Origin of the sequence: Geovibrio thiophilus, from assembly GCF_004087915.1 — a bacterium.
Taxonomy (GTDB): domain Bacteria; phylum Chrysiogenota; class Deferribacteres; order Deferribacterales; family Geovibrionaceae; genus Geovibrio; species Geovibrio thiophilus.
The window spans coordinates 1,496,674-1,511,362 of the sequence record NZ_CP035108.1 but is presented as its reverse complement, the minus strand read 5'-3'; the positions used below and the strand labels follow the sequence as shown (position 1 = coordinate 1,511,362).

The following is a 14,689-nucleotide window of genomic DNA, read 5'->3' as shown; positions in this document are numbered from 1 at the left end:
GAGGCTGTATGCTCAAATCGGATTACAAGAAGATTCTGGAAACCTCAAAGGGCAAAGTCGTCATGTACGACATTACCAAGCTGGAGAAGAACGGTCTGGCAAATATCAAAAGACTCCCCTACTCCATCAGGGTTCTTGTTGAAAATATGCTCAGAAAGCTTGACGGGCATATTGTCACCGAAGAGGATGTTCTGGATGTGGCGAACTGGAAGCCCACATACGATGCTCCGAAGGAAATTCCGTATCACCCTGCAAGGGTTATAATGCAGGATTACACAGGCATACCCGGCATAGTTGATCTCGCCGCAATGAGAGACGCAGTTAATGAAGCGGGCAAAAATCCTTCCGTTATCAATCCGCTTGTCCCTGTGGATCTCATCGTTGACCACTCCGTTCAGGTGGACTATTTCGGCAGTGAGGACAGTCTTGATAAAAACGTTGACTGTGAATACAGACGCAACGGCGAACGCTACGCTGTGCTCAAGTGGGCTCAGAAAGCGTTTCTCAATGTACGCATAGTTCCGCCCAGCTCGGGGATCTGTCATCAGGTGAACCTTGAGTATCTCGGCAAAGTGATTGACACACGCCAGATAGACGGCGAGACGGTAGCCATTTGCGATACTCTGGTCGGCACAGACTCACACACGCCCATGATCAACGCAATCGGAGTCATGGGCTGGGGTGTCGGGGGAATCGAGGCAGAGGCGGTAATGCTCGGTCAGCCTTACTATATGCCCATTCCCGAGGTTATAGGGCTTAAGCTCACAGGAACAATCGCCGAAGGAATCACCGGAACGGATGTTATCCTTACAATAACCGAGCTCCTCCGGAAGCATAAAGTGGTTGAGAAATTTGTTGAGGCCTTCGGTCCCGGCATAAAAGCCCTTAAAATACCGGACAGAGCCACAATATCCAACATGAGTCCTGAGTTCGGCGCTACAATGACATTTTTCCCTGTTGACGCAGAAACACTGCGTTATCTCCGATTCACAGGCAGAGTCGAAGAAGCTGATCTTGTTGAGAAATATACCAAAGCGAACGGACTTTTCTATGATGATTCCGTTACGCCCGAATATACCAAGGTAGTTGAGCTTGACCTTTCCACTATTAAACCATGTGTCGCCGGTCCTGCCAGACCTCAGGACAGGATAATCCTTAAAGATCTGCCTAAAGTCATGGACGACTACGCCGGCAAAGGCGCGGAAGTACCGCTCACTCTTCAGGGTGAAAACTTTACGCTTAAAAACGGTTCCGTTGTCATAGCCGCCATCACTTCATGTACAAACACATCAAACCCGTTTGTTATGATTGGCGCCGGACTGGTGGCGAAGAAAGCCGTGATGAGGGGACTGCGTGTTCCCGCATATGTGAAGACAAGCTTAGCCCCGGGCTCAAAGGTAGTCACCGACTATCTTGAAAAATCGGGTCTCATGCCTTACCTTCAGGCGCTTAGATTCCATACCGCAGGGTTCGGCTGTACCACCTGCATAGGCAACTCCGGTCCGCTTCATCCTATCATCGAAAAAACAGTTAAGGACAATAAAATGTCCGTAGCCGCAGTTCTTTCCGGCAACAGAAACTTTGAGGCGCGCATTCACGCCAATGTCCGTGCGAATTTCCTCGCCTCGCCGATGCTTGTTGTGGCTTATGCTCTCGCCGGAACCGTAAACATCAACATGGACACCGACCCCATAGCCTTCAACCCGAATGATGAGCCCGTGTATCTCAAAGACATATGGCCTACATCGGAAGAGATATGGGCTCTTGTGGAATCAAGCCTTTCCAGCGATGACTACCTCAAGGAATACGGACGTATACTCGAAGGAGACAAGTTCTGGGCTGCGCTTTCCGCCAACCAGAGCGAAATCTTCGACTGGCAGAAGGACTCCACGTACATCCGCAGACCTCCATTCTTTGAAGGCTTCAAACCGGTGCCTGCTCCCATAACGGACATAAGAAACGCAAGAGTGATAGCGCTGCTCGGAGATTCGGTAACCACAGACCACATCAGCCCCGCAGGTTCGATAATGCCCGATTATCCCGCAGGCCAGTATCTCATAGCCCACGGCAACGCCAAGGATGACTTCAACTCCTACGGCTCCAGAAGGGGCAACCATGAGGTTATGATGCGCGGAACATTCGGCAATGTGAGGATCAAAAACAAGCTCGTGGAGCCGAAAGAAGGCGGATATACAAAATATGTGCCCACAGGCGAAGAGATGTTCATCTATGACGCCTCAATGAAATACATTGAATCAGGAATACCTACAGTTATCCTCGGTGGCAAGGAATACGGCACAGGTTCATCCCGTGACTGGGCAGCGAAGGGAACCAAGCTTCTGGGAATAAGGGCTGTCATAGCCGAAAGTTTTGAGAGAATACACAGAAGCAACCTTGCGGGAATGGGCGTTCTGCCGCTGGTCTTTAAGAATGATCAGGGCTGGAAAAACCTAGGTCTGGACGGTTCGGAGACCTTCACAATAGAAGGATTGCCCGACGTAACCCCCAGATGCACAATTAAAGTGAAGGCTGTTAAGCCGGACGGCAAGGTGACTGAGTTTGACACCATGTGCAGACTTGACACCGACATAGAGATCGAATACTTCAAACACGGCGGAATTCTGGATTTCGTTTTAAGAAAACTGATGATCTGATCACACAAGCCCCGCGGGAGCATATTTCCGCGGGGCTTATTTTTTTCTATGCAGTCAAATCAACGGGCTGCTGTACTGCTGCTGTTATCTCTTCCTTATAGACGTCTATTTTCTCCATGAGGAGTTCCAGAGTATCCACGCAAACCTGCGGCATCTGCCCAAGCTGACTTTCCACGCTTTTATAGCCTTTTACGGCACCGTTTTTTGCCTGCTCAAGTCTTTCCGGATCGCCTCCGGCTATGGATTTGATGAAATCCATTATCCTTCCGGATGTTTTCTCAGCGCCCCAGTACGCTTCATCGCCGAAATAGCTGTCGTAAAGGTCTGACGGCTCTTCCGCAGATGAGCTCTGTTCCATGGAAATCTCAATCGAAGTATAGCTGAATCTGAAACCTTCGCTTATTCTCGCATGCTCTCTGTTCTGTTCGGAGAAGGCTTCGATGGTAACAGACTGAATCTTCATTTTGAAGCCCTGATAATTCAGGCTCTCATTCTGAGAAGTTTCACTGTTGAGATAGGAAGCGAAGCTCTGCGCTCCTTCTTTCAGCCCTGCTATATCAAGTATGAAAGCGGAACCGCTGCTTACATATCTGCTGCCTGCCTTATTGCCGGTCTGGTATGCGGGAGCGCTTGCCGCTTCCCTGTTTGATGATCCGCGTTTTGATGAATAGGCTGTCGCCTCAAAGCGGGTGCTCGTCATGCTCAGTGTCATCGACTGCATGATATTACCTCCGTAAATACTGTCCTTAGTCCTGCCCTCTTTGAAAACGGACGCAAAAATATCCGCAATAAAAAAGGGCTTTTCAATCCTTTGAATTGTGAGGGTTACATCGATGTTTAATGACGAAGCTTCGCATATGCGGCGAACCTAAAGGCGCGTCACTTCCTTCTTCCGCGGCATGTGTATATTATCGGCTAAAACGGAAAAAACTTGAGCATTATCGGAAAACAGAATACGGAGATGAAGTTACGGAAAATATGGCTGAAATGAAAAAAAGGGCAGCCCTTTTCAGAGCCGCCCTTGCAATTATTTGTTCCAGAAGCGCATTGTGCCGTTTTCGGCAAGGTTGATGTGCATTTTGTACGCTTCGGAGAGTATGTGGGGTTCATGGTGATAACCGGTCGCCTTCTCCGATCTCTCAAGGTAGTCAGTGAGATAATCTTTGTAAGCGGGGTGAGCGCATTTTTTGATGATTTCGCGCGCTCTGTCCTTCGGAGCGAGTCCGCGAAGGTCAGCAAGACCCTGTTCTGTAACCAGAACGTCAAGATCCGCCTCGGTGTGGTCAACGTGGGGAGCTTTTGTAACAACGCCTGATATACCGAATTCGTCAGTTTTGGACTCACGGACTGACGGGCAGTGCATGATAGACAGGTAAGCGTTTCTGAGGAAGTCTCCGGAACCGCCGATACCGTTAAGCATTTTTGTACCGCCTGCGCAGGTTGAGTTGGCGTGAGCGTATATGTCGAACTCAAGGGGAGTGTTCATGCCTATAACGCCGAGTCTTCTGATAAGTTCGGGGTTGTTGGAGATCTGCTGAGGTCTCATAAGAACTTTGTCTTTGTAGAACTCGAATTTTTCCCACCACTCTTTGAAGCCTTCCGCTGAAAGTGAAAGAGATGTGCAGTTGATGTATTTGCACTTTCCGGAGTCAAGGAAGGGAAGGAAAGTGTCCTGAAGAACTTCTGTGAAAACAACGAGATCCTCAAAGGGAGAAGCTGTAAGACCGCCCACAACCGCATTTGCGATTGAACCGACGCCTGACTGAAGAGGCAGAAGGTTTTTAGGCAGACGTCCGGCTTTCACTTCGTGGCTGAAGAAGTCAACTATGTTGTCGGCGATAGCCTGAGCAACATCGTCAGTTCCTCTGAGCGCGCGTCCGTTGTCAGGAAGCTTGGACTCAACTATAGCAACGATTTTGCTTTTATTTGTGGGAACAAAGGGCGTTCCGCAGCGCTGACGCACGTCAGTGATGGGGATGATCTTTCTGTAAGGAGGAAGATCTGTCATCATAATGTCGTGCATACCTTCCAGAGAGGGCATGCCGGTATTGATTTCGATGATTATTTTATCAGCTATGTCAATGATTTCAGGAGCAGCACCCACAGAACCGGCAAGGATTATATCACCGTTTTCCGTGATTGCGGTTGCCTCAATGATGGCAACGTCAAGCTTACCGCCTCTGTCTTTGGTGTAGAAGCCGTATCTGAGATCCTGAGCGAACATGGAGAGGTGTTTGTCGCCCATTCTGATTTTACCGGAGTTGATCCCCTTTCCGATGTCCTTACCCGTCTGGTACGGCCATCTTCTGTCGATCATATCGAGTGTTGCCCATCTGTTTTCGGTTTCAGAACCGACTGACGCGCCTATGAAAAGGTTGAACTTCCATTTTCCCTGAAGGCTGTTTTTTTCAACATAGTCAGCAAGGGCAATGGGTACAACTTTAGGATAGCCAACTGGTGTGAAACCGGACCAGCCGAGATCCATAACCCTGTTGTCGGCATCTTTGAAAAACTTGATAGTGTCCTCAGGTTTCATAAAAAGATGGTGAAGGCTCTTATCACGAACCCTGCTCTGAAGTTCAGACATTCTTTCCTCCTTTAGCTTAATGTCATTATTTTAGTTTTTTCTCTCTATTACAAAAGCGTTTAAAGCATCGTTGAAACTCGGAATCTTTTCTCTTATCTCTGCAACCTTCGCAGGCTCCGCAATGCCGGTGTACACACCTTCCTCAGGCGCAGGCTCATAAACCGCCTCGCCCCATGGGTCAAACATGGCGGAATAGCCGCAGGGCATATCCTTGCGGCCGTGCATAACGCTGGTATTACATCCGGCTATATAGCACTGGTTCTCTATGGCACGTGCGCGCAGAAGTGTCAGCCAGTGATCCTTTTTCATTGCGCCCCATACAGCGGGAACGGTTATAAGCTCCGCTCCGGCACGGGCAGTCATGCGGAAAAGCTCGGGAAAACGGATTTCATAGCAGAGGAGAAGCCCGACCCTGACACCCATGAATTCAAAAACAGTAATACCTTTACCGTTATCGATATATACATGCTCATTCAGAGGGGTAAACAGAAAATTCTTGCGATAGGAGGCTATAACACCTGAGGATGAAACCGCATATACCGTGTTATAAACCTTGTTATAATTCCATTCCGGCAGAGTAGAAATTACCAGCGTATTTTCATTAAGCCTTTCGGAAATATCGTTACAAATCTCTTCAGTCTGCCTGCTGAATCTGTTAAGATTCTCATAGTCGAAACCTGTCGCCCACATCTCAGGCAGGATAATAATTGAAGGTTGTTCATCAATAACTTCCGACAAAACAGATAGGAATTTGTCCCTGTTGGATTTCATATCCCCGAGAATCATCGGAAGCTGAAGAGATAGTACCCGCATTCAGCCCCTCTTAAACTTCGGTGATAATAAAACAGAATTTGAACCATGTCAAGCAGTTCAATATAAAGACATATGAAAATTATTAACTTTGAGCGGACAATGCCGCCATATGGGGATTATTCGCTTTTCTAATAATGAAACACGTTTGATTTTAAAACAGCGGGAATAAAAAATGAAAAAAGCCGGAACGCTGAACGCTCCGGCTTTTTTGTCTATTGCTTATTATTAATAATTATCAGCCGCAGGGTTTATAGTTAGTCGGAATATAATCGCAGAAAGGTTCCTCTTCCATATATGATCCGCTGACTGCGTATGATCTGGCACGGCATCCGCCGCATACGCCCAGATATTTACAGACGCCGCATTTGCCTTCATAGTCCTTGAAGCTGCGCATATCCCTGAAAAGCTCGGAGTTGTTCCATATCTCCCAGAAGCCCTGCTTGAAAACATTTCCGGCAGCCATGGGGAAGTATGAGCAAGGGTAAACATCCCCCTCGTGGTTGAGAAGACAGATAGACTGTCCGGCTATACAGCCTTTGCCGCCGCCTGTGCCGAAGGAAAGGCTTCTGCGTTCGGGATCAAGCCCTTCCGCCTTGCTGCGCTCATGCCATATGCGGTAGTACTGAGGCGCGCATGTGGGACGGACGAGTATATCCTGCTCCTCACGCTCCATGTCGTAGTGCCAGTTGAGGAGGTCTTCGTAATCCTCTTTGGAAACAAGCTCCTTCATAACCTCTTCCCCTCTTCCGGTGGGAACGATAAGGAACATGTACCACGCAGTAGCGCCGATCTTCTTGGCAAGCTTGTATGTGCCCTCTATCTGGTTCTGATTCCTTTTAGTGAAGGATGAGTTAACTATGAACTTGATCTCATGCTTTCTGAAATACTCCGCAGCGTTCATCACGCTTTCGTATGCGCCTTCCTGACCACGGAAGTTGTCGTGCACATCTTTTGTTGCTCCATCAAGGCTGAGGGAGACTATGCGGATGCCGGACTGCTTCATATTTTTACAGACTTCATCATCCACAAGCATGCCGTTTGTCGCCATTGCCATACGGAAACCTTTTTCAGTGCCGTATGCGGCTATATCGAAAACATCTTTTCTTAAAAGGGGTTCGCCGCCGGAGATAACTATAACCGGTTTGGCGTGCTCGCCTATCTCATCCATGAGAGATTGGCATTTGTCAAACGTGAGGTTGCCCTCCGCAGACTCTATTGTTGAATTTGAACGGCAGTGAACGCAATTCATGTTGCATTTTCTGGTTACTTCCCATGCCATCCATTTAAGTTCCCACTGTTTGCTCATGTCAGCTCCATATATTTCGATTGATGTAATGATATTATCTTAAAAAAGATTAAACAAGTATTACATCGCCTCGGAAACAATTTTTACATCTTGACTGCCCGCCTTTCCGCACATCCTGTCGGAAAGGCGCACACGCTCGCGCCGCAGTAAATGCGGCTTCGCTTCGCACGACGAGACTTCCATCCATGGAAGCCTAATAAATTACATCTTGACTGCCCGCCTTTCCGCACATCCTGTCGGAAAGGCGCACACGCTCGCGCCGCAGTAAATGCGGCTTCGCTTCGCACGGCGAGACTTCCATCCATGGAAGCCTAATAAATATCGATTGCCCCGCTGAGATAATATATGAAATAACCGTCGACACGGAGCACCTGAAGGTCGTAGGTATCGGGCAGAGGAACGCCGCCCATGTTGCGCAGGGCACGCACAGCCTCATTATCAAGATCCGGGTATCCGCTGCTTTTTACCACCTGAACATCGGTTATACGCCCATCCTTATGTATGGCAAACTTGATACGCACAGTCCCCTGTTCCCCCCGCATTGCGGCGGAGTAAGGGTAGCTCCATGTCTGATAAAGCTGGCGGCGGAATTTATAAAAATATGACGTATAGCGGGTTTTGACCTCCTGCATGGAAACGGTGTCTTCCCCTTCCCTGTCACCGCCGCTTTCCGCTGTTCTGTTTATGATGTCCTTCGGGTTCAGAATCCTGTCTATTGTCTTTCGGTCAAGCCCCTGAATACTGTCCCTCTGCGGAAAATCCATTTTAGGAAGCTCGGGTTTTGTCAATGGATCAGGCTCCGTTCTGCGTGTGACCTGATCTCTGGGTGCGGGAGCGGGCTGCTGTCTGCCCGGCTGTTCATTTCTCCGCTGTTGATCTTTTGGGGAACCAGCCTGCTGCTTCTCCGCGGATTTCGCCGGAGCCCGATCCTCCGGCGTCACCTTCACTATCTCTTTTTCCGGCTGTGTTTCAGGCTGAGGCTGCGGACGGGGCACAGGGGGAGGAGGCGTCTGCCTCACCTGCGGAGGCGGCGGAGTCTCTTTTTCTTTCTCTATTATTTCCACGCTGATCGGTCTCTCCTTCTTCTCCGGTTCATCAAGCTTGATAAACATGAAAAGCATAAGGTGGAGCACAGCCGAAATCAGCAAAAACCATGCGAGTCTTGAGTTCATTTTTATAATTATAGTCAATTCCTTATTAAATCAAGTGCCCAAAACACTTTGATACATAAGACAGCCTCCACCCGTTTTTGTTCCATAATAAAATCCGTATCAAAACACTTGACACGAACTGGCTCAAATATTATTAATTAAATCAGATAAAATTTTCTACGGAGGTTTTCTATGGCAATTGTAAGATGGGATCCGCTTAAGGATCTTATGGCGATGCACGACAGAATCAACAAGATGTTCAACGACTCCTTCGACAAGCAGAACGCGCCCTCATACGGCGAATGGATGCCCCCTGTGGACATCTACGAAACGGAGGATGAGATTGTTGTCGTTTCCGAACTGCCCGGGATAGACGAAAACGACATGGATATTCAGGTATCCGAGGGAGTGCTTACTCTTAAGGGTGAAAAAAAATATCCTCTGGACAGGGAATCCGACAATTATTACAGGCTTGAACGGGCCTACGGCAAGTTTCAGCGCTCGTTCGCCGTGCCGAACACTATAGATATGAACTCGATAAAAGCTAATCTGAAAGACGGAGTTCTCAAAATCGCCCTTAAAAAACGTGCGGAGATTAAGCCAACGGTGATAAAGGTTGAGACAGAGTAACGCCGCTTAAACAATAACGAAGGTGAAAAATGGCTAAGGACTACTATGAGGAGCTGGGCGTCCAGCGCGGCGCCGGTGCCGATGAAATAAAGAAGGCATACAGAAAGCTTGCCCGCAAATATCATCCGGACGTTAATCCGGGAGATAAGACCGCAGAGGACAGATTTAAAAAAATCTCAGAAGCATACGGTGTTCTCAGCAATGAAGAGAAACGCAGGCAGTATGACTCGGTAGGGCACGATGCCTTTGTATCCGGCGGTCAGGGGTATGACTTCTCCGGCGCGAACTTTGAGGACATAAGAAACACCTTCGGCGGCGGTTTCGACTTTGACGACATTTTCGGCGATATTTTCGGCGGCGGCAACAGGCGTGCTTCCGCAAACAGAAACAGGGTAATGCGCGGAGACGACCTCTACTACAATTTGCGTGTGCCCTTTTATGATGTAATAAACGGCAACGAATACGAACTGAACGTCAGCCACTCTGTAACCTGTTCGGAATGCGGCGGCAAAGGCGGCGAAAAGAAAGCATGCCCTACCTGCGGCGGCACAGGGCAAACCTCCCGTAATAAGGGCGGCTTCTTCGTCAGCAGCGTGTGTTCAAGCTGCGGCGGCTCAGGGCAGGTAACAGTGAAGCAATGCGGCACTTGCCACGGCAGAGGACAGGTTGAAAGCAAGGAACGCATCAAGGTGCGTATTCCGAAAGGTGTTGATAAAAATTCCAAGATACGTGTGCCGGGGAAAGGAAACGCAGGGCTTAACGGCGGCGCGTCCGGCGACCTGTATATAGTTACCAATGTGCAGGATCATCCGGTCTACAGGCGTGAGGGTGACAACCTTTATGTTGATGTGGAAATGGATATGTTTGAGGCGGCGCTGGGCGAAAAAATCGAAGCTCCCACTCCTTACGGAGCCGTGACACTGAACATCCCCGCAGGCACACAGCCCGGACAGAAATTCAGGCTTAAAGGAAAAGGCGTTCCTATGCTCAAAGGCGGCGGAACAGGCGACTTATATCTGGTGATGAACGTAAAAATCCCTGCCGTCGCTTACGAAGCCGACAGGGAAACCCTCAGAGAAATGATGAAAAAATATGCTACGAATGTACGCGAGGAATTGCTTAAGAAGGGAAAAATATAGGCTTCCACGGAAGGAACCGTTCACGACAGGAATATAAATAAATCCTCCCCTGCCCTCCTTTGAAAAGGAGGGAGTTTTCATCCACTTTTGTAAAAAGGAGCCAGAGGGGGATTCAAAATGAAAACAAGGAAAATAACATGGCTAACAAACCTCTGTATGTAATAAGCATAGTATCGGAAATGCTGGAGCTTCACCCGCAGACACTGCGCCAGTATGAACGCATGGGACTTGTGACCCCTTCACGCACGGTGGGCAACACAAGACTTTACTCCGATGAGGATATTGAGAGGCTGAAATTTATAATGACCCTCTCAAAAGACATGGGAGTGAACCTTGCGGGAGTAGAGATAATATTGAATATGCGTGAGCAGATAGAAACGCTCCACGCCCAGCTTGACGGGATGAAGGAATATATCCGCCAGCGTCTGGGTGAGGAAATGAAGGCAAAAGAAGCGGAAAAAGCGCTTGTCCCCTCCCCGCCTAAAGAAATTATAAAAGTACGCATAGAGAAAGGGTAGTACTTTTTGTTGTTTACAGTCCCAAGGATGGGACTGCGCCGTGCGAAGCAAAACCGCCATTTTGATTTCGGCGATTTCTGTACCGAGCTTACTGAAAAGCTTTGTTTATCAAGGCACAAGCGTGTATCAGAAAAACACTGGATGTAGTTTTTCTGATTATTAAATCAAGGCATAAGCCTCAGAAGGAGGTAAAGCACAATGATTAACTTCAATAAAATGACGATAAAAGCGCAGGAGGCGGCAGAACAGGCACTCGCTCTCGCCTCTGAAAAAAGCCAGCAGCAGATAGAGCCTGAGCATTTTCTCCTTGCACTCCTTAAGCAGGAGGACGGGCTTGTGAAACCCCTTCTCCAGAAGGCAGGAACAAATGTCAGCGCACTTGAGAACGGAACGGAAGAGATAGTCAGAACTCTGCCCACAGTGAGCGGCGCGGGACAGCAGTATTTCTCGCCCGACTGCAACAAGGCGCTGGAAAAGGCATTTAAGATAATAAAAGACTTTGGGGACGAATATGTCTCCACCGAGCATATACTCCTAGGGATAATAGACAACGCAGGCTACAAACTGCGCACTCTGCTCTCACAGACCGGAACTGACAAAAAAGCGGTGGAAAAAGCGATCAAAGAGATCAGAGGTTCATCCAAGGTCACAGACCAGAACCCTGAAGGGAAAATGAACGCCATAGACAAATACACTATCAACCTCACAAGCCTCGCCAGAGAGGGCAAGCTTGACCCCGTAATCGGGCGTGATGAGGAGATAAGGCGTGTTGTCCATGTGCTTTCCCGCAGGACAAAGAACAACCCCGTGCTCATAGGCGAGCCCGGCGTGGGGAAAACCGCAATTGCGGAAGGTCTTGCTCACAGAATAGTCAACGGCGACGTGCCGGATTCTCTGAAGGACAAGACTGTCGCCTCCCTCGACATGGGAGCTCTCATAGCCGGAACCAAGTTCAGAGGCGAGTTTGAAGAAAGGCTTAAGGCTATCCTTACCCAGATAAAGGAGAAGGAAGGCGAGATAATCCTCTTCATAGACGAAATGCACACACTCGTGGGCGCCGGAGCTGCGGAAGGAGCGATGGACGCGGCTAACCTCCTTAAACCGGCGCTGGCAAGAGGCGATCTGCACTGTATAGGCGCAACAACCCTTGATGAGTATAAAAAACATATAGAAAAAGACGCCGCACTTGAAAGGCGCTTCCAACCGGTAATGGTGAAGGAGCCGAGCGTTGAGGACACTGTATCGATCCTCCGGGGACTTAAAGAGAAATATGAGGTTCACCACGGTGTGCGCATAAAGGATTCCGCCCTTGTGGCAGCGGCGCATCTGGCTAAAAAATATATCAGTGACCGCTTCATGCCGGACAAGGCAATAGACCTTATTGACGAAGCCACGGCGAAACTGAGAATGGAGATAGACAGCCTCCCCACTGAGCTTGATGAAACGGAACGCAGGATAACCCAGCTTGAGATAGAGAAACAGGCGCTCAAGCGTGAATCTGACAACGTAAGCAAAAACCGTCTCGTTAAGCTTGAAGAAGAGCTTGCCAACATCAAAGCAGAGGCGGACGGGCTCAGGGCACACTGGAGCAATGAAAAAGAGCTTATAAAAAAATCCAGAGAGATAAAGGAAAAGATAGAGGAAGAAAAACACCTGATGCAGAAGGCGGAGCGTGAAGGCAACTTTGCCCTCGCCTCTGAGATAAAATACAGCAGGCTTGTTCAGCTTGATAAGGAGCTGGAGAAAGCAAACTCTGAGCTCACCGAAATCCAGAGCGGCAAAAGGATGCTCAAGGAAGAGGTGGACGAAGAGGACATAGCCGCCATCGTCTCCAAATGGACAGGTATACCTGTGACCAAACTCATGCAGGAAGAAGCGGACAAACTGATCAATATGGAAGCTTACCTCCATAAAAGAGTAATAGGACAGGACAGAGCAATCAGAGCGGTAAGCGAAGCAGTCCGCAGAAACAGGGCGGGTCTCGGCGATCCTAACAGACCCATAGGCTCGTTTATATTCTTAGGACCCACAGGTGTGGGTAAAACAGAGCTGGCGAAAGCGCTTGCCGAGTTTATGTTTGACTCCGAAGACGCGCTCACACGCATAGACATGAGTGAATACATGGAAAAGCACGCGGTGGCAAAGCTGATCGGAGCGCCTCCCGGATATGTGGGCTACGACGAAGGCGGACAGCTGACAGAAAGAGTGCGCCGCAAGCCTTACTCCGTCATACTCATGGACGAGATAGAGAAGGCGCATCCGGATGTATTCAATATCCTGCTTCAGATGCTGGACGACGGCAGGCTTACCGATTCCAAAGGCAGGACAGTAAGCTTTAAAAACAGTGTGGTGATAATGACATCAAACATAGCCTCACAGGAGATACAGGAAGAGTTCACTAAAGAAGGCTCAACGGAGCAGAAATACATGTTCATCGATAATGTCGTAATGAACAGGCTCTCATCCTTCTTCAAGCCGGAGTTCCTCAACAGGCTGGATGATATAATAGTCTTCCACCCGCTGGATAAGGAACATCTTCATAATATTGCGGAAATGCTAATGAGAGACTTTGCCGCGAGGATGCGTGAAAATTCTGTTGAACTTGTGTGGGATGATTCTGTCATTACAGAAATAGTAAAAGCGGGTTTCGACCCTGCTTTCGGCGCAAGACCCATGAAGCGGACCATAAGAAAGCTCGTGGAAAACAAGCTGGCGGAAGCACTGATCAAAGGCGACATAAAAGCAGAGCAGAAGATAAAGCTGACCTACGGTCAAAACGGCATGAACTTCAGTACAACCTCCTGAAAAAAGGGCGGGGCGACACCCCCGCCTTTTTTATATTAGTTAAAAATCAGTTGCGGATAAACGATATATAGAAATGATTTTTGTTCCAAAATGTGATATATTTGATATACTTTCGGAACTATAAGGGTTAAAGGCTGAAAATGGATCATGAACTTGACGACCTTCAGGAAGAGCAGGAAGAGACCGACGAAACGGAAAGCACTGCTGAATCCGCAGAGGTTGAGGAAGTAATTCAAACAGATGCCCCGCCTCCTGTGAGCGAAAACACGCTGAAGCACTATCTCAACGGCATCAGCAGATATAAGCCGATGACAAAAGATCAGGAGTTTGAAATCGGGGAAAGAATACAGAAGGGCGACACGGAAGCTCTCAATACTCTTATACTCTCAAACCTCAAATTCGTTGTTTCCATAGCAAACCGCTACAGAAACACGGGTCTGCCCATTTCCGACCTTATAAATCAGGGTAATCTGGGGCTTGTGGAAGCCGCCAAGCGCTTCGACCATACCAAAGGGGTCAAGTTTATATCTTACGCCGTATGGTGGATACGTCAGGCTATTATTCAGGCTCTGGCTGAGCAGTCCGGCACGGTTAAGCTGCCCATCAAACAGGCGGGCATACTCTACAAGATAAACGGAGCCATAGAAAAGCTCAGCAAGCAGCTGGGACGTGAGGCGACAAACAGTGAGCTTGCCGAATATCTCGGTATGGAAGAGCCGGACATAGAAAACGTTCTCCGTGTTTCCAGAAACTATCTCTCCCTTGAAGCCCCCATCAAGGACGGTGAAGACCGCTCGTTCATAGACCTACTGGACTCCGGCTCAAAAAGCATTGAAGACGATATTATTTCAAAGACTCTGAAACAGTCTTTGGGAGATATTATAGACGAACTCACCGAGCGCGAGGCAAAGATAATCGAACTGCGCTTCGGCATAGAAGGTGATGCGCCGAAAACTCTGGAAGAGATTGGCGACATGCTGAAAATAAGCCGCGAGCGTGTGCGCCAGCTTGAAGCCAGAGCACTTGCCAAGCTCAGAAAGAAAGCCATGCGCAAAAAGCTGCATGATTTTCTGAACTAAAGCGGGC

The 14,689-nt window shown here is 48.6% G+C and carries 11 protein-coding genes; 6 read left to right on the top strand and 5 right to left on the bottom strand.

Features of this window, described 5'->3' with window-relative positions; translation table 11 throughout:
• The first annotated feature begins 8 nt into the window (after positions 1-8).
• Positions 9-2,654, top strand: coding sequence for an aconitate hydratase AcnA (acnA, locus tag EP073_RS07180; RefSeq protein ID WP_128466477.1), 2,646 nt, complete (start codon positions 9-11; stop codon positions 2,652-2,654).
• 46 nt (positions 2,655-2,700) lie between these two features.
• Here acnA and EP073_RS07175 read toward each other — a convergent pair whose 3' ends face one another.
• The 5 genes from EP073_RS07175 to EP073_RS07155 all read right to left on the bottom strand — a co-directional run bounded on the left by EP073_RS07175 (position 2,701) and on the right by EP073_RS07155 (position 8,532).
• On the bottom strand, positions 2,701-3,375 hold the full coding sequence (locus EP073_RS07175; RefSeq protein WP_128466476.1) for a hypothetical protein: 675 nt from the start codon (positions 3,373-3,375) through the stop codon (positions 2,701-2,703).
• 306 nt (positions 3,376-3,681) lie between these two features.
• The gene (gene scpC, locus EP073_RS07170) at positions 3,682-5,241 is read right to left on the bottom strand and encodes a succinyl-CoA:acetate CoA-transferase ScpC (protein WP_128466475.1); all 1,560 of its coding nucleotides are present in this window, start codon (positions 5,239-5,241) and stop codon (positions 3,682-3,684) included.
• Between the two features lie 30 nt (positions 5,242-5,271).
• Positions 5,272-6,054 (bottom strand): nitrilase-related carbon-nitrogen hydrolase, encoded by a 783-nt coding sequence (locus EP073_RS07165; RefSeq protein ID WP_128466474.1) that lies wholly within the window; start codon positions 6,052-6,054, stop codon positions 5,272-5,274.
• A gap of 235 nt (positions 6,055-6,289) precedes the next feature.
• On the bottom strand, positions 6,290-7,360 hold the full coding sequence (locus EP073_RS07160; protein WP_128466473.1) for a radical SAM/SPASM domain-containing protein: 1,071 nt from the start codon (positions 7,358-7,360) through the stop codon (positions 6,290-6,292).
• Positions 7,361-7,671: 311 nt separating this feature from the next.
• The gene (locus EP073_RS07155; protein WP_128466472.1) at positions 7,672-8,532 is read right to left on the bottom strand and encodes an energy transducer TonB; all 861 of its coding nucleotides are present in this window, start codon (positions 8,530-8,532) and stop codon (positions 7,672-7,674) included.
• Positions 8,533-8,703: 171 nt separating this feature from the next.
• On the opposite strand from EP073_RS07155, the gene EP073_RS07150 reads away from it, so the two are divergent.
• The 5 genes from EP073_RS07150 to EP073_RS07130 all read left to right on the top strand — a co-directional run bounded on the left by EP073_RS07150 (position 8,704) and on the right by EP073_RS07130 (position 14,682).
• Positions 8,704-9,141: an Hsp20/alpha crystallin family protein gene (locus EP073_RS07150; protein ID WP_128466471.1), complete on the top strand. Its 438-nt coding sequence runs from the start codon at positions 8,704-8,706 to the stop codon at positions 9,139-9,141.
• A gap of 29 nt (positions 9,142-9,170) precedes the next feature.
• Positions 9,171-10,280: a molecular chaperone DnaJ gene (dnaJ, locus tag EP073_RS07145; protein ID WP_128466470.1), complete on the top strand. Its 1,110-nt coding sequence runs from the start codon at positions 9,171-9,173 to the stop codon at positions 10,278-10,280.
• Between the two features lie 137 nt (positions 10,281-10,417).
• On the top strand, positions 10,418-10,798 hold the full coding sequence (locus EP073_RS07140) for a heat shock protein transcriptional repressor HspR (RefSeq protein ID WP_128466469.1): 381 nt from the start codon (positions 10,418-10,420) through the stop codon (positions 10,796-10,798).
• Positions 10,799-10,996: 198 nt separating this feature from the next.
• Positions 10,997-13,603, top strand: a complete 2,607-nt coding sequence (gene clpB / locus EP073_RS07135) for an ATP-dependent chaperone ClpB (protein WP_128466468.1) — start codon at positions 10,997-10,999, stop codon at positions 13,601-13,603.
• Between the two features lie 140 nt (positions 13,604-13,743).
• Positions 13,744-14,682, top strand: coding sequence for a sigma-70 family RNA polymerase sigma factor (locus EP073_RS07130; RefSeq protein ID WP_128466467.1), 939 nt, complete (start codon positions 13,744-13,746; stop codon positions 14,680-14,682).
• Positions 14,683-14,689 lie beyond the last annotated feature (7 nt).